General features: G+C 55.8%; 21 protein-coding genes and 1 other annotated feature. Of the genes, 13 read left to right on the forward strand and 8 right to left on the reverse strand.

Going from position 1 to position 23,292, the window contains the following annotated elements:
- The first annotated feature begins 131 nt into the window (after positions 1 to 131).
- From AFK62_RS05275 to ykgO, 3 genes are all read left to right on the forward strand, one after another.
- Entirely contained in the window at positions 132 to 2,033 is a 1,902-nt protein-coding gene (locus tag AFK62_RS05275) for a methyl-accepting chemotaxis protein (protein ID WP_007673694.1), read from the forward strand.
- Positions 2,034 to 2,175: 142 nt separating this feature from the next.
- Entirely contained in the window at positions 2,176 to 2,436 is a 261-nt protein-coding gene (locus tag AFK62_RS05280; protein WP_007673691.1) for a type B 50S ribosomal protein L31, read from the forward strand.
- Positions 2,437 to 2,439: 3 nt separating this feature from the next.
- Positions 2,440 to 2,580 carry a type B 50S ribosomal protein L36 gene (gene ykgO, locus AFK62_RS05285; protein ID WP_007673688.1) on the forward strand — a complete coding sequence of 47 codons (141 nt, stop codon included), beginning with the start codon at positions 2,440 to 2,442 and terminating at the stop codon, positions 2,578 to 2,580.
- A gap of 32 nt (positions 2,581 to 2,612) precedes the next feature.
- Here ykgO and AFK62_RS05290 read toward each other — a convergent pair whose 3' ends face one another.
- The 6 genes from AFK62_RS05290 to acrA all read right to left on the reverse strand — a co-directional run bounded on the left by AFK62_RS05290 (position 2,613) and on the right by acrA (position 9,473).
- Positions 2,613 to 3,122, reverse strand: a complete 510-nt coding sequence (locus tag AFK62_RS05290) for a YlaC family protein (protein WP_007673685.1) — start codon at positions 3,120 to 3,122, stop codon at positions 2,613 to 2,615.
- Between the two features lie 119 nt (positions 3,123 to 3,241).
- Complete coding sequence (gene maa / locus AFK62_RS05295) at positions 3,242 to 3,793, reverse strand: maltose O-acetyltransferase (RefSeq protein ID WP_007673683.1); 552 nt, start codon at positions 3,791 to 3,793, stop codon at positions 3,242 to 3,244.
- Between the two features lie 219 nt (positions 3,794 to 4,012).
- The gene (locus AFK62_RS05300; RefSeq protein WP_007673679.1) at positions 4,013 to 4,231 is read right to left on the reverse strand and encodes an HHA domain-containing protein; all 219 of its coding nucleotides are present in this window, start codon (positions 4,229 to 4,231) and stop codon (positions 4,013 to 4,015) included.
- Positions 4,232 to 4,257: 26 nt separating this feature from the next.
- Positions 4,258 to 4,632, reverse strand: coding sequence for an Hha toxicity modulator TomB (gene tomB, locus AFK62_RS05305; RefSeq protein ID WP_007673676.1), 375 nt, complete (start codon positions 4,630 to 4,632; stop codon positions 4,258 to 4,260).
- A 464-nt stretch (positions 4,633 to 5,096) separates the two neighbouring features.
- Positions 5,097 to 8,246: a multidrug efflux RND transporter permease subunit AcrB gene (gene acrB, locus AFK62_RS05310; RefSeq protein WP_007673672.1), complete on the reverse strand. Its 3,150-nt coding sequence runs from the start codon at positions 8,244 to 8,246 to the stop codon at positions 5,097 to 5,099.
- 21 nt (positions 8,247 to 8,267) lie between these two features.
- Positions 8,268 to 9,473 (reverse strand): multidrug efflux RND transporter periplasmic adaptor subunit AcrA, encoded by a 1,206-nt coding sequence (gene acrA / locus AFK62_RS05315; protein ID WP_032984453.1) that lies wholly within the window; start codon positions 9,471 to 9,473, stop codon positions 8,268 to 8,270.
- Positions 9,474 to 9,617: 144 nt separating this feature from the next.
- Between acrA and acrR the strand changes: the two genes are divergently transcribed.
- Both acrR and mscK read left to right on the forward strand, forming a co-directional pair.
- Positions 9,618 to 10,283: a multidrug efflux transporter transcriptional repressor AcrR gene (gene acrR / locus AFK62_RS05320; protein WP_007673666.1), complete on the forward strand. Its 666-nt coding sequence runs from the start codon at positions 9,618 to 9,620 to the stop codon at positions 10,281 to 10,283.
- A gap of 116 nt (positions 10,284 to 10,399) precedes the next feature.
- The gene (mscK, locus tag AFK62_RS05325) at positions 10,400 to 13,768 is read left to right on the forward strand and encodes a mechanosensitive channel MscK (RefSeq protein WP_007673663.1); all 3,369 of its coding nucleotides are present in this window, start codon (positions 10,400 to 10,402) and stop codon (positions 13,766 to 13,768) included.
- Between the two features lie 41 nt (positions 13,769 to 13,809).
- Here mscK and rsmS read toward each other — a convergent pair whose 3' ends face one another.
- Both rsmS and priC read right to left on the reverse strand, forming a co-directional pair.
- A complete protein-coding gene (rsmS, locus tag AFK62_RS20875) occupies positions 13,810 to 13,962 on the reverse strand; it encodes a pleiotropic regulatory protein RsmS (RefSeq protein WP_007673651.1) in 153 nt (50 codons plus the stop codon).
- A 27-nt stretch (positions 13,963 to 13,989) separates the two neighbouring features.
- Positions 13,990 to 14,505: a primosomal replication protein PriC gene (gene priC, locus AFK62_RS05330; protein WP_032984452.1), complete on the reverse strand. Its 516-nt coding sequence runs from the start codon at positions 14,503 to 14,505 to the stop codon at positions 13,990 to 13,992.
- Positions 14,506 to 14,571: 66 nt separating this feature from the next.
- Between priC and AFK62_RS05335 the strand changes: the two genes are divergently transcribed.
- The 8 genes from AFK62_RS05335 to AFK62_RS05370 all read left to right on the forward strand — a co-directional run bounded on the left by AFK62_RS05335 (position 14,572) and on the right by AFK62_RS05370 (position 23,186).
- On the forward strand, positions 14,572 to 14,949 hold the full coding sequence (locus tag AFK62_RS05335) for a DUF454 family protein (RefSeq protein WP_032984462.1): 378 nt from the start codon (positions 14,572 to 14,574) through the stop codon (positions 14,947 to 14,949).
- Between the two features lie 151 nt (positions 14,950 to 15,100).
- Positions 15,101 to 15,652, forward strand: coding sequence for an adenine phosphoribosyltransferase (gene apt / locus AFK62_RS05340; protein ID WP_007673642.1), 552 nt, complete (start codon positions 15,101 to 15,103; stop codon positions 15,650 to 15,652).
- Between the two features lie 89 nt (positions 15,653 to 15,741).
- Positions 15,742 to 17,721: a DNA polymerase III subunit gamma/tau gene (dnaX, locus tag AFK62_RS05345; protein WP_032984451.1), complete on the forward strand. Its 1,980-nt coding sequence runs from the start codon at positions 15,742 to 15,744 to the stop codon at positions 17,719 to 17,721.
- Positions 17,054 to 17,118, forward strand: a sequence feature (DnaX frameshifting element). It overlaps the preceding gene by 65 nt.
- Before the next feature lie 81 nt (positions 17,722 to 17,802).
- Positions 17,803 to 18,135 carry a YbaB/EbfC family nucleoid-associated protein gene (locus AFK62_RS05350; protein ID WP_004386900.1) on the forward strand — a complete coding sequence of 111 codons (333 nt, stop codon included), beginning with the start codon at positions 17,803 to 17,805 and terminating at the stop codon, positions 18,133 to 18,135.
- Between the two features lie 177 nt (positions 18,136 to 18,312).
- Positions 18,313 to 18,918: a recombination mediator RecR gene (gene recR, locus AFK62_RS05355; protein ID WP_007673635.1), complete on the forward strand. Its 606-nt coding sequence runs from the start codon at positions 18,313 to 18,315 to the stop codon at positions 18,916 to 18,918.
- 159 nt (positions 18,919 to 19,077) lie between these two features.
- A complete protein-coding gene (gene htpG / locus AFK62_RS05360; RefSeq protein WP_007673632.1) occupies positions 19,078 to 20,952 on the forward strand; it encodes a molecular chaperone HtpG in 1,875 nt (624 codons plus the stop codon).
- 313 nt (positions 20,953 to 21,265) lie between these two features.
- Positions 21,266 to 21,910, forward strand: a complete 645-nt coding sequence (adk, locus tag AFK62_RS05365) for an adenylate kinase (RefSeq protein WP_007673629.1) — start codon at positions 21,266 to 21,268, stop codon at positions 21,908 to 21,910.
- A 142-nt stretch (positions 21,911 to 22,052) separates the two neighbouring features.
- Positions 22,053 to 23,186 (forward strand): sugar diacid recognition domain-containing protein, encoded by a 1,134-nt coding sequence (locus tag AFK62_RS05370; RefSeq protein WP_007673626.1) that lies wholly within the window; start codon positions 22,053 to 22,055, stop codon positions 23,184 to 23,186.
- Positions 23,187 to 23,292 lie beyond the last annotated feature (106 nt).

Below are 23,292 nucleotides of genomic sequence, written 5' to 3' on the forward strand. Positions count from 1 at the left end.
GAGGATTTGTTTTATCCGTCAATGAGTTAAATTTTTGTTAATTTTTTAACATGCATTCTGACTTCAAGTTTGCCGCTGCGCTGCCGTTGACCTCAAAGAAGCCCTCTTTGACCCTTTCCAGGTGAATAACAATGCTAAAAACAACGCAAGCCAGGTTTATCTTTTTACTCTGTCTCTTTTTTGCCGCACTCAGCCTGATTACGGCGCTGGTGATCCATTTTTTCGTGACGCCGGAAATTAAACGTACCGAAACGCGCCTCATCCGTTATGAAGTGGACAACGTGGCGTTCAGTATCGTCGAGCAGATGAACCGCGTGCAGGCGCAGATGCGCAGCGTGACGCAGAGCGTCGCGAGTATGCAGAGCGATGAAATCGACCGTCTGCTGCCCGCGCTTGTGGATCAATATCAGGACGTGAACGTTTTTGGCGGAGGCATCTGGCCGCTGCCGGAAAAACGTGAGGCGGGGCGTAATAAATTCAGCACCTTCTTTGCCCGCAACGCCAGCAATCAGCTTGAAGTGAACACCTACTGGAACTCTGAGGCGGCGCCAAATTATTACGATCAGGTCTGGTATAAAGCCGGGCTAAACGCGCCTGCCAGCCAGTGCGCCTGGGCGAATGCGTATCAGGATGATGCGAGCCCGCAACCGCGTACCAACTGTGCCATGGTGATAACCAAAGACGGTCAACCGTGGGGAGTGGCGACCATTGATGTAACGCTTGGCTTTTTCAACCAGCTGGCGAAGCAGATGAACGACGCGATTTCTGGTCGCGTGCTTATCCTTGAAGCGGACGGCAAAATCGTCGGCGACGCAAATCAGGTCGGCAAAACTGCCAGCCTGAAAAAACTTACCGACTTAGGTGACGACCCGATGGCGCAGACGGTACAAAAAGCGCTGTCAGGCTTCCGTCCGGGTGAAAAAACGGAGCAGGAGTATGAGCTCGATGGCGATTCACACACCGTCATGTTGCAGTCCATTAAAGGCAGTCCGTGGATCATCGCAGTCGATCTGCCGACTGCGCTTTTAACTGCACAAACCAACACGATTCTGGCGCGCCTGAGTATGGTGCAGATCCCAATGATGCTGCTGTTGTTAGGCGTGCTGGTGCTGTTTATCCGCTCGCTTATGGGCAAACTTGCCGACCTGAACCGTAATATCAGCAAACTTTCTGCTGGCGGGGCCGACCTGACGCAGCGTCTGGAGCCGACCAGCAGCCCGGAATTCAACGCGATTATCGACAGCTTTAATGGCGTTATCGACTATCTGCAAAAAATGCTGCGCCAGGTGAGCGACAGTGCCCGCGCCCTGTCATCGGCATCGCAGCAGATTTCGACCGGCAACCAGGATCTCTCGGCGCGAACTGAAGATCAGGCAAGCTCCATTGAGGAGACGGCAGCCTCCATGGAACAGCTCACCAGCACGGTGCGCCAGAACGCCGACAACGCCGCGCATGCGAACGAACTGGCGCATCAGGCGTCACAGGTGGCAGAGCGGGGCGGCGAAGTGGTGCGTGAAGTGGTGACTACTATGAGCGCAATCCAGAGCTCGTCCGGCAAAGTAGTAGATATTATCGCGGTTATCGACAGTATCGCTTTCCAGACCAATATTCTGGCGCTGAACGCGGCGGTGGAAGCCGCTCGTGCGGGCGAGCAGGGACGCGGTTTCGCCGTCGTTGCCTCTGAAGTACGCAGCCTGGCGCAGCGTTCCGCGCAGTCGGCGCGTGAAATTAAACAGCTTATCGAAAACTCCGCCAGCAATATCGATGTCGGAACAAAGCTTGTGAATGAAGCGGGTGCCACGATGGACGAACTGCTGAACGGCGTGCGCAACGTAACGACTCTGATGGGCGAAATCATGTCCTCCAGCCGTGAGCAGAGCGCGGGCATTTCGCAGGTGAACCTTGCGATTAACCAGCTCGACAGCGCAACGCAGCAGAACGCGGCGCTGGTGCAGGAAGTTTCTGCCGCGTCTCACTCGATGACCGATCAGACGCAGCAGCTTGACCGTGTAGTCGCGGGCTTCCGTCTGTAATCTTGTCTCACCCTCAAAAGCCGGCAGCGTTTTCTGCCGGCTTTTTGTTTTCTCCTGCAACGTCCTTTACGCACCCGCTTGCAATTTCACCGTCGTCGCTTTACGATATTGTTACGTTATAACATATTAATTAGGGCGAATGATGAAACCAGCTATCCATCCCCATTACCGTACCGTGGTTTTCCACGACACCAGCGCCAATGAATATTTTAAAGTTGGCTCAACCATTAAAACCGAGCGCGAGATTGAGCTCGACGGTGAGACGTTCCCGTATGTGACGATTGATGTGTCATCGGCGTCACACCCGTATTACACCGGGCGGCAGAAAACGCTCACCACTGAAGGCAGCGCGGCGCGATTCCAGCAGCGCTTTGGTCGTTTCTTTAATGATAAGAAGGCGTAAACCATGCAGGTGCTGAATTCGTTACGCAGCGCGAAAGCGCGCCATCCTGACTGTCAGATAGTCAAACGCAAAGGCCGGTTATATGTGATTTGCAAATCGAACCCGCGCTTTAAAGCGGTGCAGGGCAGGAAGAAAAGACGATAAATGAACATCGCCCTCGTAAGAGGGCGTTTTTTTTATTGTGCCTGGGAGGCGGGGGCGGTGTTAACCGACGGGTTCGCGTCGCCAGTCTGTTTATCCAGCGAATAGATGTCGTAGAACGACAGCGTCTTTTTACGCGTCAGCATTTTCTCAAGCTGCGCTTTATGGCTGGCGCTCACGCGCGGTGATGTCTGGATTTCCTGGATCAGGCTCTCCGGCACGTCGCGGGTGTTATACCACTCGCCGTTATAGCAGACGCGCAGATCCAGTACGTCGATATCCTCGTAGTGATAGCGCGGGTTGACGTCGAAAAAGAAAAAGCCATTTAAAAGCACGAACAGCACCACCAGCAGCCAGACTGAGTCCGCCAGGGTGTCGGACTGGAGCATCACCGCCAGCGTGGCAAGCCAGCCCAGGTACATGCCTACAAATAAGCCCGGATGCTTACGAATAAAACTGATGCTAAAGCGCGGACGGTTGTCGCGCTTCTCTTCCTGGTTAAGTCGGTCAATCGTGGCCGTCAGCAGTCGCTGGATTTCAGTCATGCAAAACCTTCAGAATCTGTATCGCGCGTGCGCGGGAAAGGACATTTTAAAAAACCGTTTAGTGCGAAAAAAGTAACAGACGGCCAACAAAAAACCATAACAGTTAACCGAAGCGGCATTCAGAGACGCCGGATAACGCGCGCCGGATTTCCCACCACCACACAGTTATCTTCTACCGAATGCGTCACGACGGAACCTGACCCTACCACGACATTATCGCCAAGCGTAACGCCGGGGTTAATGATAGCGCGCCCGCCAATCCAGACATTATTGCCAATAGTGACCGGTTTTGCGAATTCCAGCCCGCTGTTGCGCTCCGTCGGATCCAGCGGGTGCGTGGCAGTATAAATATGTACGCCAGGCGCCAGCATGCAGTTATCGCCAATGCGCACCGGGCAGACATCCAGGATCACGCAATCGAAATTGGCGTAAAAATTTTCGCCAAGGAAGATGTTGTAGCCGTAATCGCAACGAAACGTCGGCTCGATATAAGCATTTCCCGCCTGGCCCAGCAGCGTCGCCAGAATCGTCTGGCGCTGCGCTTTGTCATCCGGCGCGCTGTGATTGTAGTCGTGCAACAAATGTCGTGCGCGCAGACGATCGTCACGCAGCTCCGGGTCGCCCGGGCGGTAGAACTCGCCCGCAATCATTTTACGTTTCTCGTCGTTCATGGCTCTTATCGCTCAAAAAACAGGAAGGTTTGATAGTAGCCATTAAATGACTGACTGACCATTCACCGCATTTAAGAGGGGGAGACTGCACAGAAGCGTAGGGGAGGAGCCATGCTAACGGAGGACTTATTCGGTGTGGCACGCACAACGCGAATCGCTCGACACTAACATGGCGCCGACATCCTCAATGAGGATAAACACATTTAAAATAAAGGGAGATTAACGGATGAATTTCCACACAGACGTTGGGATTTTATCGTAGAGCTTATTCATCGTGAGTTCAGCCAGGCGATGATCTGCTGCTGAATAAAATACCGCCAGTTCATTGTCAGATAATTCATATTTATTTTTTTCAATAACGCGCTCGAGCGTATCAATTGTCTGACAGCGTCTCAGTCGCATTAAATAATCAATTTTGGTTAATGGTTTGGTCGTCATAATACACCTAAGTGGTTGTTCTATTTTTAAAAAGACAAGCTCACAGGATTTTCTTTGCTGGCGTTGTCGAAACACCGAAAAAGCCTGTTTCCGGACTTGCGCCATTTTTGCAAATCTTGCGCATTGATCCCGTAATTGCTGAAAAGCATAAAGGTATCGTCCAGATATTCATCCAATTGTTCAATGAGAGCAGCATCTTCTTCATGCTTAATTTTATAATTAAGCGCGAAGCTGGCTATATGCTCAATCAGATCGTTCAGCTGCAGGTTAACGGCAGATGTGGGGTCGTTAACCCAGCCATGCTGGTTTTCGCCGAGCGTGGCGAGGCAATCATGATACAGGCTTTCGCAAAGAAATTTAAGCTGCGCTATATCATGCCGTTTTGGTGAGTATTCGTCCATAACGTATCCCCTTTTTAGCGAAAATTTTTAGTCAACAGCACCGCAGGGGTAGATACACAACGAGTATCCGGAGGCGTCGCGCTCCATTTTTAATCTACTTTTACTATAAAACACCCTGGGGATTTTTTCCTGGCACGATTACGAAAAATTACATTTACACATTTAATCGCGCATCGACGACAGACGTTTTTACGAGAAGCAATAAAGACAAGGTACGCTAACGGATTGAGAAAGAAAACTTAACCTTTCTGTCTGAATTTTACCTTAGTTTAAAACTTTCATTTATTCGCGCCTGAAGAATATTCTGTAATAAGGTCTTTTTCTGCATCAGATTAATCCCAATAAAATAGTTCTGATGAAAAAAAGGTGAGCGGTGCGGCGGGATGAGGGTTTTTTATGCGAAATTCTAAAAAGAAGTGGGGCAGGGCGGGGGTAAAAAAAGGCCGCTTGCGCGGCCTTTTTTATTAATGATGCTCAACCGGATGGTTGTGCTCGATATCTTCATTCTTACGGGTGAAGCGGCGGCGTACCACCACAAAGAACACCGGAACGAAGAAGATAGCCAGAACGGTCGCGGTGACCATGCCGCCCATCACGCCGGTACCGACTGCGTTCTGCGCGCCGGAACCTGCGCCAGAGCTGATGACCAGCGGCATAACGCCGAGGATGAACGCAAGCGAGGTCATCAGGATTGGGCGCAGACGCATACGTACTGCTTCAAGCGTCGCTTCAATCAGGCCCTTGCCTTCTTTCTCCATCAGATCTTTGGCGAATTCCACAATCAATATGGCGTTCTTCGCTGACAGACCGATAGTGGTCAACAGGCCCACCTGGAAGTAAACGTCATTGTTAAGCCCGCGCAGCGATGCCGCCAGCAGCGCGCCGATAACCCCAAGCGGAACCACCAGCATGACTGAGAACGGAATCGACCAGCTCTCATAGAGCGCCGCCAGACACAGGAACACCACGATAAGCGAGATGGCATACAGCGCTGGTGCCTGGTTACCGGACAGACGTTCCTGATAGGACATGCCGGTCCAGTCGTAGCCAATACCTGTCGGCAGTTTGCTGGCGAGCTGTTCCATCATCTCCATCGCCTCACCCGTACTCTTACCTTCTACCGCCTGGCCCTGGATCTGCATGGATGGCAGACCGTTATAGCGCTCAAGACGCGGCGAACCGTACTCCCAGTGGGAGGTCGAGAAGGCGGAGAACGGCACCATCTGGCCGTTGGAGCCACGCACATACCAGTTGTTGATATCGCTCGGCAGCATACGGTACTGCGCCTGAGACATCACATACACTTTCTTCACACGACCACGGTCGATGAAGTCGTTAACGTAGCTGCCGCCCCATGCCGATGCCAGCGTGGTATTGATATCGCTGAGCGAGACGCCAAGCGCCTGCGCTTTTTCCTGATCGATATCGATTTTGAACTGCGGCGTATCTTCCAGGCCGTTCGGGCGTACCTGCGAGAGCAGATCCGGATGTTGCGCCGCTTCGCCCAGCAGCTGGTTACGCGCCTGCGTCAGTGCGTCGTGGCCAAGGTTACCCTGGTCAATCAGTTCGAAGTCGAAGCCGGTTGCCGTACCCAGTTCCACAATCGCTGGAAGGTTGAAGGCGAACACCATCGCATCTTTAATCTGCGAGAAGCGTCCCATCGCGCGGCCGGTAATGGCAGGGACTTTATTCTCCGCCCCCGGACGCTCATCCCAGTTTTTCAGCGAAACGAACGCCAGACCGGTATTCTGACCACGACCCGAGAAGCCAAAGCCGTTAACGGTAAAGACGGAGTTAACGTTGTCTTTCTCCTGGGTGAGGTAGTAATTCGTCACCTCATCGAGCACTTTCTGGGTACGCTCCTGCGTCGCACCGGCTGGCAGCTGCGCCATGGTCAGGAACACGCCCTGATCCTCTTCCGGCAGGAAGGAGCTTGGCAGACGGATAAACAGGAACGCCATCGCGATAACAATCAGCAGGTAGAGCAGCAGGTAACGACCGGTGCTGCGCAGGATGTTGCCTACGCTATCGGTGTAATGATGCGTGCTCTTGTCGAACATGCGGTTAAACCAGCCGAAGAAGCCTTTTTTGCCTTCGCCGTGATCGCCTTTCGCGACCGGTTTAAGCATGGTGGCGCACAGCGCCGGCGTCAGGATCAACGCCACAATCACCGACAGTACCATCGCGGACACGATAGTAATGGAGAACTGACGGTAGATAGCGCCGGTCGAACCACCGAAGAACGCCATCGGGATAAATACCGCAGAGAGCACCAGCGCGATACCGACCAGCGCGCCCTGAATCTGCCCCATCGACTTGCGAGTCGCTTCTTTAGGCGGCAGGCCTTCTTCCACCATCACACGCTCGACGTTCTCCACCACAACGATGGCGTCATCCACAAGCAGGCCGATGGCAAGCACCATCCCGAACATGGTGAGCGTGTTTATCGAGAACCCAAAGGCTGCCAGTATCGCAAACGTGCCGAGCAGGACGACCGGCACCGCGATGGTCGGGATAAGCGTCGCGCGGAAGTTCTGGAGGAACAGGTACATCACCAGGAACACCAGTACGATCGCTTCAACCAGCGTTTTCACCACTTCGAAAATGGAGATTTTGACGAACGGTGTGGTGTCGTACGGATAAACCACTTTCAGGCCGTGCGGGAAGAACGACTGCAGGCCATCGATGGTCTGGCGCACCGCTTTCGCGGTATCCAGCGCGTTCGCGCCCGTTGCGAGTTTGATACCAAGGCCTGCGGCCGGCTGGCCGTTATAGCGCGCGATAATGTCATAGTTCTCGCCGCCCAGTTCCACCTTCGCGACGTCTTTCAGACGCACCTGTGAACCGTCCTGGTTCACTTTCAGCAGAATTTTGCTGAACTCTTCAGCGGATGTCAGACGGGTCTGGGCGATGATAGAGGCGTTAAGCTGCTGGCCTTTCACCGGCGGAGTACCACCAAGCTGACCGGCAGCCACCTGGGCGTTCTGCGCTTTAATGGCGCTTATTACGTCAACCGGCGTTAACTGGAAGTTGTTCAGCTTATTCGGGTCGAGCCAGATACGCATTGCGTACTGCGAACCAAAGAGCTGAACGTCGCCCACACCTGTGGTACGGCTGATCGGATCTTTAATGTTCGCGCCCGCGTAGTCGGCGATATCTTCCTGCGTCATCGAGCCATCGGTGCTGATAAGACCTAACACCATCAGGAACGAGCTGGAGGATTTCTCGACGCTCACGCCTTGCTGTTGCACTTCCTGCGGCAGCAATGGCATCGCGAGTTGCAGCTTGTTCTGCACCTGAACCTGCGCGATGTCCGCGTCGGTACCGGATTCGAACGTCAGCGTGATCTGCACGGTGCCCGACGAGTCACTGGTGGAGGACATGTACATCAGGCCATCGATACCGTTCATGTTCTGTTCGATAACCTGCGTCACGGTATCCTGCACCGTTTTCGCATCCGCGCCCGGGTAGTTCGCGTTAATCGTCACCGCTGGCGGCGCAATTGAAGGATATTGCGCAACGGGCAGTTTCATAATGGACAAGCCACCTGCCAGCATGATGATGATGGCGATCACCCACGCGAAGATGGGGCGATCGATAAAAAACTTAGCCATGTTTTAACGGCTCCTGTTAACTCAAGACTGCGGTTGCTGTGACTGCTTCTGACCAGCGGCGCCGGATTGTTGCTGTTGCTGCTGGTTTTCAGTCACTTCCTGCGCTTTTACCTGCGCGCCCGGGCGAACCTTCTGCAACCCGGTGACAATCACACGATCGCCGGTTTTCAGACCGTCTGTGACGACCCATTTGTCGCCCATCGCCTGGCCGACCTGCACCGGACGCACTTCGACTTTGTCGCCTTCACCGACCACCATGACCGTCGCATCGCCGCGCGGAGTACGGGTGACGCCTTGCTGCGGCACCAGAATCGCGTTCGGGTTAACGCCTTCTTCAAGACGTGCGCGGACAAACATGCCCGGCAGCAGCGTGTGGTCAGGGTTTGGGAAAATCGCGCGCAGCGTAATGGAGCCAGTGGTTTGATCCACGGTCACATCGGAAAACTCCAGCGTGCCATCCTGATCGTATTTCAGGCCATCAGCGGTGGAGAGCGTCACTTTCGCTTTGCCGTTTTCCTGCTTCAGTTGACCGCTCGCCAGCTCCTGTTTGAGCCGCAGGAAATCGTTGCTGGACTGCGTGACGTCAACATAAATAGGATCAAGCTGCTGGACGGTCGCCAGTGCCGTGGTCTGGCCGTTCTGCACCAGCGCGCCTTCCGTCACGGCGGATTTGCCGATGCGGCCGCTGATAGGGGAGGTCACTTTGGTATAGGCGAGGTTAATACGCGCGGTTTCGACGGCTGCTTTCGCTGCGACGACCGCGGCGTTAGCCTGCTGGGCCTCGGCCTGGGCGTTGTCATAATCCTGCTGGCTGATGTACTGCGTGCCGAGCAGTTTCTGATAACGCTTGAGCGTCACCTGAGCGATGTTGGCGCTGGCCTGTGCTTTGGCGAGATCGCCTTTAGCGCTTTCATAAGAGGCCTGGTAGGTTGCCGGGTCGATTTGATAAAGCGACACGCCTGCCTTGATATCGCTGCCTTCCTCGAAATTACGCTTGAGGATAATGCCGCTTACCTGGGGACGAACTTCCGCCACACGATACGCGCTGGTGCGACCCGGAAGTTCAGTTGTGATTTGCAGAGGTTCGCTTTTCAGCGTCACCACACCCACTTCGGGCGCCTGGGGCGCTTGTTGCTGAGCCTGTTCACCGTCACATCCTGTAAGCGCTAAGCTGCCTGAAAGCATCAGAACGACCGCCAGAGGCGTGAACCCTCTGTTTTTGTTCATATCTAAACCTCGAGTGTCCGATTCCAAAAAATGACCAATGGATCAAAAGTCCGCAAACCCATTGCTGCGTTTATAGTGTCGTCATGCTATGGTACATACATACAGAAATGTATGTAAATCTGACTCCTGTAAATTCACCGACATATGGCACGAAAAACCAAACAGCAAGCCCTGGAGACGCGTCAACACATTCTCGATGTGGCGATTCGCTTGTTCTCGCAACAGGGGGTGTCAGCCACGTCGCTGGCGGACATTGCCCAGGCGGCGGGCGTAACGCGAGGCGCCATTTACTGGCATTTCAGGAACAAGTCGGATTTGTTTAGTGAAATCTGGGAATCATCAGAGGCCGGCATCGGCGATCTTGAAAATGAGTATCGGGCAAAATTCCCAGACGATCCACTCTCTGTTTTACGGGAGATTCTCGTTTATATACTTGAAGCTACGGTGACAGAAGAGCGCCGTCGCTTGATGATGGAAATAATTTATCACAAATGTGAGTTTGTTGGGGAAATGGCCGTTGTCCAGCAGGCGCATCGCAGTTTGTGTTTCCAGAGTTATGACCGTATTGAACAGGCGCTGATGCAGTGTATTCAGTCGGGAATGTTGCCGGAAAATCTGCAAACCCGGCGCGCCGCGATCCTGATGCGCAGCTACATTTCCGGGCTGGTGGAAAACTGGCTTTTCGCTCCGCAGACGTTTGATCTTAAAAAGGAAGCGCGCGAACTGGTGACGATTTTGCTGGAGATGTATCAATACTGCCCGACCCTGCGCCGTGGCCCTGACGCCGCTCCTGTTTCAGACCCACGCTGAATTTATCTTAAAGCCCGGTGGGCCGCTATTCCAGGCGCCCCAGCCGTGGTATTCTCTGCGCCGTTCCAGTATCCCCGCAGGCATTCCGCGTGCGGTCCGGCCATGACGTCATTCAAATGATTATGCAGCACACAACCCTTTCGCGGCGCCTGGCGTCCGCTGTTCTCTTTGCCGTTCTGTTGGTACTCGGCACGCTGTCGCCTCTGATGGCGCAGGCGGCGTCCTCCAGCAGTGATGTTCCTTCGCGGGCGGATGTCCAGTCGCAACTCGACGCGCTCGGCAAGCAAAAAATGCACTCCGCGCAGGATAAACTGACCACGGAAGATCTGACGGCCACGCTTGAAACGCTGGATAAAATTGAGCGTATCAAGCAGGAAACCACACAGTTGCGCCAGCAGGTATTGCAGGCGCCAGAAAAAATGCGCCAGGCGACCGACAACCTCAACGCGTTGCAGAATCAGGACAGCGACGAGGTGGTGCGCCAGACGTTAAAAAGCTTGTCGCTGCGCCAGCTCGAATCGCGCGTCGCGTCAGTGCTTGACGATCTGCAAACCGCGCAGAACGACCTGGCGACGTTTAACAGTCAGTTAGTGTCACTACAGACACAGCCAGAGCGCGTGCAGAACGCGATGTACAACGCCTCGCAGCAGCTTCAGCAGATCCGTAATCGCCTCAACGGCACCGCGCCAGGTGAAGAAGCGTTGCGTCCTTCGCAGCAAGGATTGATGCTGGCGCAGCAGGCGTTGCTGAACGCGCAGATAGAGCAGCAGCGTAAAAGCCTTGAAGGCAACACGGTGCTGCAGGACGCGCTTCAGAAACAGCGCGATTACACCAACACGCATATCAACCGCCTCGAACACCAGTTGCAGTTATTGCAGGAGGCGGTCAACAACAAGCGCCTGACGCTGACGGAGAAAACCGCCCAGGAGGCGATTGCGCCGGAGGATGCCTCCAGCATTCAGACCAACCCGCTGGTGCGTCAGGAACTGGAAATCAACCATCAGCTCAGCCAGCGGCTTATCGACTCGACCCAAAGCGGCAACAATCTGGTTCAGCAGAATATCCGGGTGAAAAACTGGCTCGACCGCGCATTGCAGTCGGAGCGCAACCTGAAAGAGCAGATCTCTGTGCTAAAAGGCAGTCTGTTGCTTTCTCGTATTCTGTATCAGCAGCAACAGACGCTGCCTTCCGCCGATGAACTTGAAGACATGACGAACCGCATCGCGGATCTGCGTCTTGAGCAGTTTGAGGTCAACCAGCAGCGCGACGCGCTGTTCCAGAGCGATGCGTTTGTCGCCAAACTGGAAGAAGGCCACAAGAGCGACATCAACGACGATGTGCACGACGCGCTGTTGCAGGTCGTCGATATGCGCCGCGAGCTGCTCGATCAGCTCAACAAACAGCTCGGCAATCAGCTGATGATGGCGATTAACCTGCAAATCAACCAGCAGCAGTTAATGAGCGTCAGCACCAATTTGCAGGAGATGCTCACGCAGCAGATCTTCTGGGTAAACAGCAATAAGCCGATGGACTGGGAGTGGGTAAAAGCGTTCCCGCAGGCGCTACACGGCCAGTTGAAGGCCATGAAAATTACCTTTAACTGGGAAAAAGCCTGGCCTGCGATGTTAAAAGCGCTGCTCGCCGGGCTGCCATTGCTGTTGATCGCGGGGCTGATCCGCTGGCGTTTTCGCTGGATGCGCCAGTACCTGAATAAACTGGCAGGCGAAGTCGGCCAGTTGCGTAACGACAGCCAGCTGCATACGCCGAAAGCAATCCTGATAAACCTCATCCGCGCGCTGCCGGTTTGTCTGATCATTCTGGCGGTGGGGCTGATTCTTTATGTCATGCAGCTGAATATCAGCGATCTGCTCTGGGCATTCAGCAAAGAGCTGGCCATGTTCTGGCTGGTGTTTGGGCTGTGCTGGCGCGTGCTGGAAAAAGACGGCATGGCGGTGAGCCATTTTAATATGCCTGCCACGCTGACCAGCCACTGGCGACGCCAGATTGTGCGGGTGAGCCTGGCGCTGTTGCCGCTGCTGTTCTGGTCGGTGCTGGCGGAGCTGTCGCCGCTGCACCTGATGGATGACGTGCTCGGCCAGAGCATGATTTTCCTGAACCTGCTGCTCATTACCGCGCTGGTCTGGCCGATGGGCCGTGACAGCTGGCGTGATAAAGAGTCGCACACCATGCGACTGGTTACGGTAACGGTACTCTCTTTTGTGCCCATCGCGCTGCTGGTACTGACCGCGACGGGCTATTTCTACACCACACTGCGCCTCGCCGGGCGCTGGATTGATACCGTCTACCTGGTGATCATCTGGAACCTGCTCTATCAGACGGTGCTGCGTGGGTTAAGCGTCGCGGCGCGCCGTATCGCGTATCGCCGCGCTGTGGCGCGTCGTCAGAATATGGTGAAAGAAGGCGCGGAAGGCGCAGAGCCGGTGGAAGAGACTTCGCTCGCGCTCGATCAGGTTAACCAGCAGACGTTGCGTATTACCATGCTGGTGATGTTCGCGCTGTTCGGCGTGGTGTTCTGGGCGATTTGGTCAGATTTGATCACCGTCTTCGCGTATCTCGACAGCATTGTGCTGTGGCATTACAACGGCACCGAAGCGGGCGCGGCAGTGACAAAAAACGTCACTCTCGGCAGCATTTTGTTTGCGGGCGTGGCGTTTATGGTCGCCTGGGCGCTTATCCGCAACTTACCGGGCTTGCTGGAAGTGCTGGTGCTTTCGCGCCTGAAGATGCGTCAGGGCGCGTCGTATGCCATTACGACTATCCTCAATTACGTGATTATCGCGGCGGGCGCCATGACGGTATTCGGCTCGCTCGGCGTGTCGTGGGATAAACTGCAATGGCTGGCGGCGGCGTTATCGGTCGGTCTCGGTTTCGGCCTGCAGGAGATTTTCGGTAACTTCGTCTCCGGCCTGATTATTCTGTTTGAGCGTCCGGTGCGTATCGGTGATACGGTCACGATCGGGACATTTTCCGGCACGGTCAGTAAAATCCGCATCCGCGCGACGACCATTACCGATTTCGACCGCAAAGAGGTAATCATCCCGAACAAGGCGTTTGTGACGGAGCGGCTTATCAACTGGTCACTGACCGATACCATCACTCGCGTGGTGATCCGCGTTGGTGTGGCGTATGGATCGGATCTGGATAAAGTGCGTGAGATCCTGCTGAAAGCGGCGATGGATCACCCGAAAGTAATGCACGATCCGGAGCCAGCGGTGTTCTTTACCACCTTTGGCGCAAGCTCGCTGGATCATGAACTGCGCCTTTACGTGCGTGAACTGCGCGATCGCAGCTACACCGTGGATGAGCTGAACCGCACGATTGACAGGCTATGCCGTGAAAACGACATCAACATTGCGTTCAACCAGCTTGAAGTGCATCTGCATAACAACAACGGCGAGAGCCACACCGAGGTCAAACGCGATCTGCGTCATGACGACGGCGAGGCGAGCGCGGTTAAAGCCTGACGTGCAACGCGCCCTTCTCCCTGAAAAAAGGAGGAGGGCGCTTACTTTTCCTGTTCGCGCAGCTTGCGCAGATAGTCATCACGTACAATCTCCAGCGCCGCCAGCACCGTCTGCGGCGCGATATCATGATTTTCCAGCAGCATAATTAAATCCACGGCGAGCTTTACTTCATCAGGGGCTTGTTCAAGCGACATCGTCTCTCTCCTCTCAGTGATACAGGTTTAGCGTGTAATACGCTCAAGCGCCCGCTCCGTACGGGTAATGGCGGTACGACAGCGTGCGAGACGCTCGCCGAGGGCTTCAATTTCACGCTGAAGCTGCGGGTCGGCATGGGTGGCACGTCGCTGCTCGCGCTCGGTTTTCATGGCGAGCAGACGGCGCTCGTACTCCTGATACTGCGCAAGACGTGCGTGCAGCCGCCCGCCAGGCCGATGCGCGTTTTCATGACGGCGCAGGTCGGCGGTTGCGGCTTCGCGCTGCAGCGCCTCGATTTGAAGCACGAGCCGCTCCGCAAGCCACGCGACGCGCGCCGCATCGCCTTGCGCCACCGCGGCCTCCAGATGGGCAAGGCTTTCGCTTGCTTCCGTCAGATAATCACCAAGCCGCGCGCCGCCGTGTGAAAACAGCTGGCGGTCGAAGCGCGGCGAAAAGTGACGCTGCCCAGCCAGCGGGCCGAGCTGCTGGTGAAGGCTTTCGACACGGGCCTTAAGCGATTGCAATAATAGGGGGGTTCTCATTTTACTCCGGGCGTTACGCCACGTGGGCTGTGCTACAGTAACTCACCTGGTTTCGCGAGTATGATTATGCAAAGGACTATATTACTCATCCTGGGGTGGCTGGCGGTAGTGCTGGCGACGCTGGGCGTGGTGCTGCCGCTTCTGCCGACGACGCCGTTTCTGTTGCTGGCCGCCTGGTGCTTTGCGCGATCGTCGCCGCGTTTTCATCACTGGCTGCTGTACCGGTCATGGTTTGGCAGTTATCTGCGCCACTGGCAGGAGCATCGGGCCATGCCGCCTGGTGCGAAGCCGCGCGCTATTCTTGTTATCCTTGCGACGTTTGCTATCTCTCTGTGGATGGTGAAGATTTTTTGGGTGCGAATACTGCTGCTGGTTATCCTTTGCGGGTTGCTGATTTTCATGTGGCGCATCCCGGTCGTTGATGAAAAACAACAAAACCTGTAAAGCGCACCCGCAGTGGTTGCTTTTGTCGCGCGCAGCCAGTAAATTCGAGCGTTTTCGAGTACAGGCGCCGTTGGTTAAAGGGTAAACAACTTTCCCGTTTAACCGTCTCCGGCAACCTGTGAGTAATACCGTTTTTATCAGGCATACATCCATGACCGCAACTGCGCAGCAGCTTGAATTTCTTAAAAACAGCATTAAAAGCATTCAGGATTACCCGAAGCCGGGCATTCTCTTTCGTGACGTCACCAGCCTGCTGGAAGACCCCAAAGCCTATGCCCTGAGCATCGAACTGTTAGTGGAGCGCTATAAAAACGCCGGCATCACTAAAGTCGTCGGTACCGAAGCGCGCGGTTTCCTGTTCGGCGCGCCGGTCGCGCTGGCGCTGGGCGTGGGTTTTGTCCCGGTGCGCAAACCGCGTAAGTTGCCGCGTGAAACAATCGCAGAGAGCTACGAGCTGGAATACGGCACCGATCAGTTAGAAATCCATGTCGATGCGATTAAACCTGGCGATAAAGTGCTGGTCGTTGACGATCTGCTGGCGACCGGCGGCACGATTGAAGCGACCGTGAAGCTTATTCGCCGTCTGGGCGGCGACGTCACCGACGCGGCGTTTATCATTAATCTGTTTGATATCGGCGGCGAAGAGCGCCTCAACAAGCAGGGCATCACCTGCTACAGCCTCGTGCCGTTCCCGGGCCACTGATCTTCTTCCCGGCAGCCTCGCCCATCGGGTGGGGCTGTGTTAGCATGACCCCTTCAGAATCCACCACTCAAGCGTTTCAGAGCCTGCCCATGAGTTATCAGGTCTTAGCCCGAAAATGGCGCCCACAAACCTTTGCTGACGTCGTCGGCCAGGAGCATGTGCTCACCGCCCTGGCGAACGGTTTATCGCTGGGCCGAATTCACCACGCCTACCTGTTTTCCGGTACGCGCGGCGTCGGCAAGACTTCTATCGCCCGTCTTCTGGCGAAGGGGCTGAACTGTGAAACCGGCATCACCGCCACCCCGTGCGGTGTGTGCGACAACTGCCGTGAAATCGAGCAGGGCCGTTTTGTCGATCTGATTGAAATCGATGCCGCCTCACGTACCAAAGTGGAAGATACCCGCGATCTGCTGGATAACGTCCAGTACGCGCCCGCGCGTGGCCGCTTTAAAGTCTACCTCATCGATGAAGTGCACATGCTGTCGCGCCATAGCTTTAACGCATTGTTAAAAACGCTGGAAGAGCCGCCGGCGCATGTGAAATTCTTGCTTGCCACTACCGATCCGCAAAAGCTGCCGGTCACTATCCTTTCTCGCTGTCTGCAATTTCATCTGCGGGCGCTGGATCTTGACCAAATCCGCCAGCAGCTTGAACATATCCTGACGCAGGAGGGGATCAACCACGAGCCGCGTGCGCTGCAACTGCTGGCCCGTGCAGCTGATGGCAGTCTGCGCGACGCGCTGAGCCTGACCGATCAGGCTATCGCCAGCGGCGACGGACAAGTGACCACCCAGGCGGTGGGCGCGATGCTCGGCACGCTGGATGACGATCAGGCGCTGAGCCTGATTGAAGCGTTGGTCGCCGCCGACGGCGAGCGCGTGATGCAGCAGATTAACGATGCCGCCGCCCGCGGCGTCGAGTGGGAGGCGCTGCTGGTCGAAATGCTCGGCTTGCTGCATCGCGTGGCGATGGTTCAGCTGTCGCCTTCTGCGCTTGGCGCCGATATGGCCCTGCTGGAGCCTCGCCTGCGTGAACTGGCGCGCGCGGTGCCGCCGGGCGATGTGCAGCTCTATTACCAGACGCTGCTTATCGGACGTAAAGAGCTGCCCTGGGCGCCGGAGCGGCGGATGGGTGTTGAGATGACGATGCTTCGCGCGCTGGCATTCCACCCGCGCGCGCCGTTGCCGGAACCCACACGCGACGCGCAGCCCGCTGCAGTGCTGCCGGTCGTTAGTGCGCAGGCTGCGCAGCCGGTAGCACAGGCGGCGCAACCGCAGGCGCAACCGCAGGCGCAACCTCAGTATCAGCCGCCGTCGCCACCGCCACCGCAACCCGAGGCGCAGACACCGCTACCCGACACCACAAGCCAGCTTCTACAGGCGCGCAGTCAGCTGCAACGCGCTCAGGGAGCGGCCAAAACAAAAAAGAATGAACCGGCAGCGCCAGCCTCCGCGCGGCCGGTGAATAACAGCGCGCTGGAGCGGCTGGCTTCCGTGACCGAGCGTGTGCAGTCCCGGCCTGCCGTCGCGAAAGACGACGCCCCGGCTAAAAAAGAAGCGTATCGCTGGAAGGCGAAAAATATTGTGCCCGAGGCACAACAAGCGCCCGTCGCCACACCGCGGGCATTAAAGAAAGCGCTGGAGCATGAAAAAACGCCAGAGCTTTCCGCAAAACTTGCCGAAGAATCGCTTACGCGCGACGCATGGGCCACCGATGTTCACCGCCTTCAGGTGCCAAAGCTTGTCGAGCAGGTTGCGCTGAACGCCTGGAAAGAGCAGGACGGGCATAAAATTTGTCTGCACCTGCGCCCGTCGCAGCGCCATTTGAATTCGGCGTCGGCGCAGAAAACGCTCGCCGACGCGCTGGGCGTTTTGTACGGCGCGCCGGTTGAACTGACTATCATTGAAGATGATAATCTTGCGCACCGGACGCCGCTGGAATGGCGGCAGGCGATCTACGAAGAGAAACTCGCACAGGCGAGAGAATCGATTATCGCGGATGCCAATATCCAGACGTTGCGTCGTTTCTTCGACGCGGATCTGGATGAAGAGAGTATTCGCCCCCTTTGACAGGCAGTGTCGCTGCCTGTTGTAACCCCTGGCCTCGCTGTCGGCCCTGCCGATAGCGACCTGAAGCAAAGAGAGAAGCTTATGTTTGGTGGTAAAGGCGGTCTGGGCAACCTGATGAAACAGGCCCAGCAGATGCAAGAAAAAATGCAGAAGATGCAGGAAGAAATCGCTCAGCTGGAAGTGACGGGCGAATCTGGCGCGGGCCTCGTTAAAGTCACCATCAACGGCGCACATAACTGCCGTCGCGTGGAGATCGATCCGAGCCTGCTCGAAGACGACAAAGAAATGCTGGAAGATCTGGTCGCCGCCGCGTTTAACGACGCCGCTCGCCGCATCGAAGAGACCCAGAAAGAGAAAATGGCTTCCGTGTCCTCCGGCATGCAACTGCCGCCGGGCTTTAAGATGCCTTTCTGATGTTCTCCGGACGGCAGGTTTCACCTGTCGTCCCGCTTTTCCGCGCTGTTCTCCTCGCTCTCGTTTCTTCGCAAGCCATCTCCTCTGAACTATCTTTTAACAAAGAGGTTTAGGGTGCGTGCATAAAGGCGCAGATGGTAATCTATACGCTTTGTTCGTCGTTAAGGAATTTCATTCATGCAGACCAGTCCTCTGCTGACTCAACTGATGGAAGCACTGCGCTGCCTGCCGGGCGTCGGCCCGAAATCCGCGCAGCGTATGGCATTTACGCTGCTGCAACGCGATCGCAGCGGCGGTATGCGTCTGGCTCAGGCGCTGACGCGCGCGATGTCGGAAATTGGCCATTGCGCCGACTGCCGCACCTTCACTGAGCAGGAAAAATGTAATATCTGCACCAATCCGCGCCGTCAGGAAAATGGACAGATTTGCGTGGTAGAAAGCCCGGCCGATATTCATGCTATTGAGCAGACCGGCCAGTTCTCGGGCCGTTATTTTGTGCTGATGGGGCATCTTTCGCCGCTTGACGGCATTGGCCCGGACGATATCGGCCTGGACAGGCTGGAGCAGCGTCTTGAAGCCGAACCGTTAAAAGAGATAATCCTCGCCACCAACCCGACGGTGGAAGGAGAGGCGACCGCCAATTATATCGCTGAGCTTTGCGCCCAGTATGGTGTTGACGCCAGCCGCATCGCGCATGGCGTGCCGGTCGGCGGCGAGCTGGAAATGGTCGATGGCACGACGCTGTCGCACTCGCTCGCCGGGCGTCATAAGATGACGTTTTAAGCGCCAGATACCTCGGTTTTGCCGAAAGCCGCATTGCGCGGCTTTTAACCAGTTAACACATGCCGTTTTTTCCGCCGCTTGAAAAGTTTCCCCGCTATCCCCATCTCTGCCTCAACCGTTTTTGTTCACTGTGGCCTGTTTTGTTGAGGTATCACCATTATGAAAGGACAAGAGACCCGTGGTTTTCAGTCAGAAGTGAAACAGCTTCTGCACTTGATGATCCATTCTCTCTATTCAAATAAAGAGATTTTCCTGCGTGAGCTTATCTCCAACGCCTCGGATGCGGCGGACAAACTGCGCTTTCGCGCGCTTTCCAGCCCCGATCTCTATGAAGGCGACGGCGATCTGCGTGTGCGCGTCTCGTTTGATAAAGACAAACGTACGCTGACCATTGCCGATAACGGCATCGGTATGACGCGTGATGAGGTGATTGACCATCTCGGGACCATCGCGAAATCGGGCACCAAAGCCTTCCTCGAATCGATGGGCTCTGACCAGGCGAAAGACAGCCAGCTTATCGGCCAGTTCGGCGTCGGCTTCTACTCCGCCTTCATCGTGGCGGACAAAGTGACCGTGCGCACCCGCGCGGCTGGCGTGAGCGCCGACGAAGCCGTGTTCTGGGAATCGGAAGGCGAAGGGGAATACACCGTTGCCGATATCACCAAAACGGATCGCGGTACCGAAATCACGCTGCACCTGCGTGAAGGCGAAGATGAATTCTTAAATGACTGGCGCGTGCGCTCCATCATCAGCAAATACTCTGACCATATCGCGCTGCCGGTTGAGATTGAAACCCGTGAAGAGAAAGACGGTGAAACGATCGTCTCCTGGGAAAAAATCAACAAAGCGCAGGCACTGTGGACCCGCAGCAAAGGCGAAATCAAAGACGATGAGTACAAGGAATTTTATAAACACATCGCCCATGATTTCACCGACCCGCTGACCTGGAGCCATAACCGTGTCGAAGGCAAGCAGGAGTACACCAGCCTGCTTTATATCCCGGCTCAGGCCCCATGGGATATGTGGAATCGCGATCATAAACACGGTCTGAAACTTTACGTGCAGCGCGTGTTTATCATGGATGACGCCGAGCAGTTCATGCCGAACTATCTGCGCTTCGTGCGTGGTCTGATTGATTCCAACGATCTGCCGCTTAACGTCTCGCGTGAAATCCTCCAGGACAGCACCATTACCCGTAACCTGCGCAGCGCGCTGACGAAACGCGTACTGCAGATGCTCGATAAACTGGCGAAAGACGATGCTGAGAAATACCAGACGTTCTGGAAACAGTTCGGCCTGGTGCTGAAAGAAGGCCCGGCGGAGGACAATGGCAATCAGGAGGCTATCGCCAAACTGCTGCGTTTTGCCTCTACGCATACCGATTCCTCCGAGCAGACCGTATCGCTGGAAGACTACGTCTCCCGCATGAAAGAAGGGCAGGAGAAAATTTACTACATCACGGCTGACAGCTACGCGGCCGCGAAAAGCAGCCCGCATCTGGAACTGCTGCGTAAGAAAGGCATCGAAGTACTGCTGCTTTCCGATCGCATTGATGAGTGGATGATGAGCTACCTGACCGAGTTCGACGGCAAAGCGTTCCAGTCGGTGGCGAAAGCCGACGAGTCGCTGGAGAAACTGGCGGACGAGGTGGATGAAAGCGCGAAAGAAGCGGAAAAAGCGCTGGAGCCGTTCGTTGAGCGCGTGAAAACGCTCCTGGGCGACCGTGTGAAAGAGGTGCGCTTCACTCATCGTCTGACCGACACGCCGGCGATTGTCACCACTGACAACGACGAAATGAGCACCCAGATGGCGAAACTCTTTGCCGCTGCGGGCCAGGCCGTGCCGGAAGTGAAATATATCTTTGAACTCAATCCGGATCATCAGCTGGTGAAACGCACCGCCGATACGCAGGATGAGGCGCAGTTCAAAGAGTGGGTGGAGCTGCTGCTCGACCAGGCGCTGTTTGCCGAGCGCGGTACGCTGGAAGATCCGAACCAGTTTATCCGCCGTATGAACCAGCTGCTGGTGTCGTGATCTAGCCTCGGGGTGGGTGGCGCGTCGCTTACCCACCTTAGAGACGCGATTATCCCTTGTAGGGCGGGTAAGCGTAGCGCACCCGCCATTTTCATTTTTTCAACGTTTTCCCCGCTATCGATGGTCATCGCCAGCTAACCTGGCGGGCATCTCAACCTCTCGGTTTTTTCACTCTGTCGCCCTTTTTTCTGCGCCTGACGCGCCGGTGAAACCATTCACCATCCGCCACGTTTGTTGTCGGGATAGTGCCTTTAATGGTATGGTTTTCGCTTCAATCACGTAGTGAAAATGCAAACGTATGGAGAATTACGCAATGCGTATTATTCTGCTCGGCGCTCCGGGCGCAGGTAAGGGGACTCAGGCACAATTCATCATGGAGAAATACGGCATTCCGCAAATCTCCACCGGTGATATGCTTCGCGCCGCAGTGAAATCCGGCTCTGAGCTGGGTAAACAGGCTAAAGACATCATGGACGCCGGCAAGCTGGTTACCGACGAGCTGGTGATTGCGCTGGTAAAAGAGCGTATCGCCCAGGAAGATTGCCGCAACGGCTTCCTGCTGGACGGTTTCCCGCGCACCATTCCTCAGGCTGACGCCATGAAGGAAGCAGGTATTAACGTTGACTACGTGCTGGAATTCGACGTACCGGATGAACTGATTGTCGATCGTATCGTTGGCCGCCGCGTACACGCTGCCTCTGGCCGCGTTTACCACATCAAATTTAATCCGCCGAAAGTAGAAGGCCAGGACGACGTGACTGGCGAAGCGCTGACCACCCGTAAAGACGATCAGGAAGAAACCGTGCGCAAGCGTCTGGTGGAATACCATGAGATGACCGAGCCGCTGATCGGCTACTACCGCAAAGAAGCGGAAGCGGGCAACACCCGTTACGCGAAAGTCGACGGCACCAAAGCCGTTAGCGACGTGCGCGCTGAGCTGGAAAAAATCCTCGGCTAAGCCATTTCGTGCGACAGACGCCGGGCTCAGCCCGGCGTTTTGCTTTCTGCCTTCCGTAACCTGCGCGCTTTTTCCGCTCCCACCTTAAAATTTCTTGCCTGACGGCGTATAACGTCTGCGGGTCAACACACAGGAATACCGCATGTTCAGAGAGACGCCGCTGCTGGATGAGGCCACCGCCCGGCTGATTGTCCGGCGCGCCATGAGCATCATCGATTATCCGGTCAACGTGATGGACAGCCATGGCGTCATCATCGCCTCAGGCGATCCTGCACGACTGATGGAGCGCCACGAAGGGGCGCTGCTGGCGCTTGCTGAAAGTCGTGTGGTGGAAATAGATGCCGCCACCGCGCGCCATCTGAAGGGGGTGCGGCCCGGCATCAATCTGCCGTTCTGTTTTCGCCAGCGTCAGATTGGCGTTATCGGTATTTCTGGTGAACCGTCGCAGGTGCGCGCCAGCGGCGAACTGGTGAAAATGGCCGCCGAGCTGATGGTCGAGCAGGCGGCGCTGCTTGAGCAAAACCAGTGGGAGAAGCGCTATCGCGAAGAGCTTACGCTACAGCTGTTGTCGGGCGGCGGCGATCCTGACGCGCGCGAATCGATGGCCGCCTGGCTTGGCGTCGCGCTGGAGGTACCGCGTATCGCCTGGATTATCGAACTACGGGATGGCAACCCGCAGCAGATGCGTGAACTGCTGGCGGAGCTTGAGCGTGAGGCGCGTGAGGCGCTTTTCGCGATGACCGGTTTTAGCGAAATGGTCATGCTGTGCCCGGCGAGCGTGGAAAACGGCCAGTGGAACCAGCATCAGGATCGGCGCCTGGCGCAACGGCTGCATGCGCTCTGGCAGGGCCGGTTTAACGTGCGACTGATTATTGGCGGGTTTTACGCAGGCGACGCGGGGCCCTCTCATTCGCTGCGCGCCGCGCGCGCCACACAATCGATGGCGCGGCGCCTTAAGCTTCGCCATAAGACGCTGGTCTATGATGAAAATCCGCTGGCGGCAATCTTGTGCGATCTCGGCGACGACTGGCGCGCCGAAGAGCTTGGTGCCCCCTGGCGTAAGCTTGCGGAACACGATGAAAAAGGCGTACTGCGCCACACCTTGCGCCACTATTTTTCCCGAAATTGTGAGCAGACGCAGACGGCCTGCGCGTTACATATTCACGTCAATACGCTGCGCTACCGGCTGCAGCGTGTCGAGGCCATTACTGGCCTTAAAATCAATCAGTTATCAGACTGTCTTCAGCTCTACGTCGGCATGCTGACACAGGCATAATTTGTAGAAACCCACAAAGAAAGCGCGTCCCCCTGCGCGTTTGTTTGTGGGTTTCACTCAGGCATTCCTCCCTTCGCGACGTTATGTTGTCCTGACCCTTACCTCA

The sequence above is a fragment of the Cronobacter condimenti 1330 genome (assembly GCF_001277255.1).
In the GTDB taxonomy this organism is placed as follows: domain Bacteria; phylum Pseudomonadota; class Gammaproteobacteria; order Enterobacterales; family Enterobacteriaceae; genus Cronobacter; species Cronobacter condimenti.

What these genes read in the sequence shown, in the direction of transcription:
- rsmS (WP_007673651.1), bottom strand. Translation starts at nt 13,962, where the DNA reads ATGTCGCTTGAACAAGCCCCTGATGAAGTAAAGCTCGCCGTGGATTTA.
- AFK62_RS05275 (WP_007673694.1), top strand. Translation starts at nt 132, where the DNA reads ATGCTAAAAACAACGCAAGCCAGGTTTATCTTTTTACTCTGTCTCTTT.
- apt (WP_007673642.1), top strand. Translation starts at nt 15,101, where the DNA reads ATGACCGCAACTGCGCAGCAGCTTGAATTTCTTAAAAACAGCATTAAA.
- priC (WP_032984452.1), bottom strand. Translation starts at nt 14,505, where the DNA reads ATGAGAACCCCCCTATTATTGCAATCGCTTAAGGCCCGTGTCGAAAGC.
- acrA (WP_032984453.1), bottom strand. Translation starts at nt 9,473, where the DNA reads ATGAACAAAAACAGAGGGTTCACGCCTCTGGCGGTCGTTCTGATGCTT.
- ykgO (WP_007673688.1), top strand. Translation starts at nt 2,440, where the DNA reads ATGCAGGTGCTGAATTCGTTACGCAGCGCGAAAGCGCGCCATCCTGAC.
- AFK62_RS05300 (WP_007673679.1), bottom strand. Translation starts at nt 4,231, where the DNA reads ATGACGACCAAACCATTAACCAAAATTGATTATTTAATGCGACTGAGA.
- maa (WP_007673683.1), bottom strand. Translation starts at nt 3,793, where the DNA reads ATGAACGACGAGAAACGTAAAATGATTGCGGGCGAGTTCTACCGCCCG.
- tomB (WP_007673676.1), bottom strand. Translation starts at nt 4,632, where the DNA reads ATGGACGAATACTCACCAAAACGGCATGATATAGCGCAGCTTAAATTT.
- recR (WP_007673635.1), top strand. Translation starts at nt 18,313, where the DNA reads ATGCAGACCAGTCCTCTGCTGACTCAACTGATGGAAGCACTGCGCTGC.
- htpG (WP_007673632.1), top strand. Translation starts at nt 19,078, where the DNA reads ATGAAAGGACAAGAGACCCGTGGTTTTCAGTCAGAAGTGAAACAGCTT.
- AFK62_RS05350 (WP_004386900.1), top strand. Translation starts at nt 17,803, where the DNA reads ATGTTTGGTGGTAAAGGCGGTCTGGGCAACCTGATGAAACAGGCCCAG.
- adk (WP_007673629.1), top strand. Translation starts at nt 21,266, where the DNA reads ATGCGTATTATTCTGCTCGGCGCTCCGGGCGCAGGTAAGGGGACTCAG.
- AFK62_RS05370 (WP_007673626.1), top strand. Translation starts at nt 22,053, where the DNA reads ATGTTCAGAGAGACGCCGCTGCTGGATGAGGCCACCGCCCGGCTGATT.
- AFK62_RS05280 (WP_007673691.1), top strand. Translation starts at nt 2,176, where the DNA reads ATGAAACCAGCTATCCATCCCCATTACCGTACCGTGGTTTTCCACGAC.
- dnaX (WP_032984451.1), top strand. Translation starts at nt 15,742, where the DNA reads ATGAGTTATCAGGTCTTAGCCCGAAAATGGCGCCCACAAACCTTTGCT.
- mscK (WP_007673663.1), top strand. Translation starts at nt 10,400, where the DNA reads ATGATTATGCAGCACACAACCCTTTCGCGGCGCCTGGCGTCCGCTGTT.
- AFK62_RS05335 (WP_032984462.1), top strand. Translation starts at nt 14,572, where the DNA reads ATGCAAAGGACTATATTACTCATCCTGGGGTGGCTGGCGGTAGTGCTG.
- acrB (WP_007673672.1), bottom strand. Translation starts at nt 8,246, where the DNA reads ATGGCTAAGTTTTTTATCGATCGCCCCATCTTCGCGTGGGTGATCGCC.
- acrR (WP_007673666.1), top strand. Translation starts at nt 9,618, where the DNA reads ATGGCACGAAAAACCAAACAGCAAGCCCTGGAGACGCGTCAACACATT.
- AFK62_RS05290 (WP_007673685.1), bottom strand. Translation starts at nt 3,122, where the DNA reads ATGACTGAAATCCAGCGACTGCTGACGGCCACGATTGACCGACTTAAC.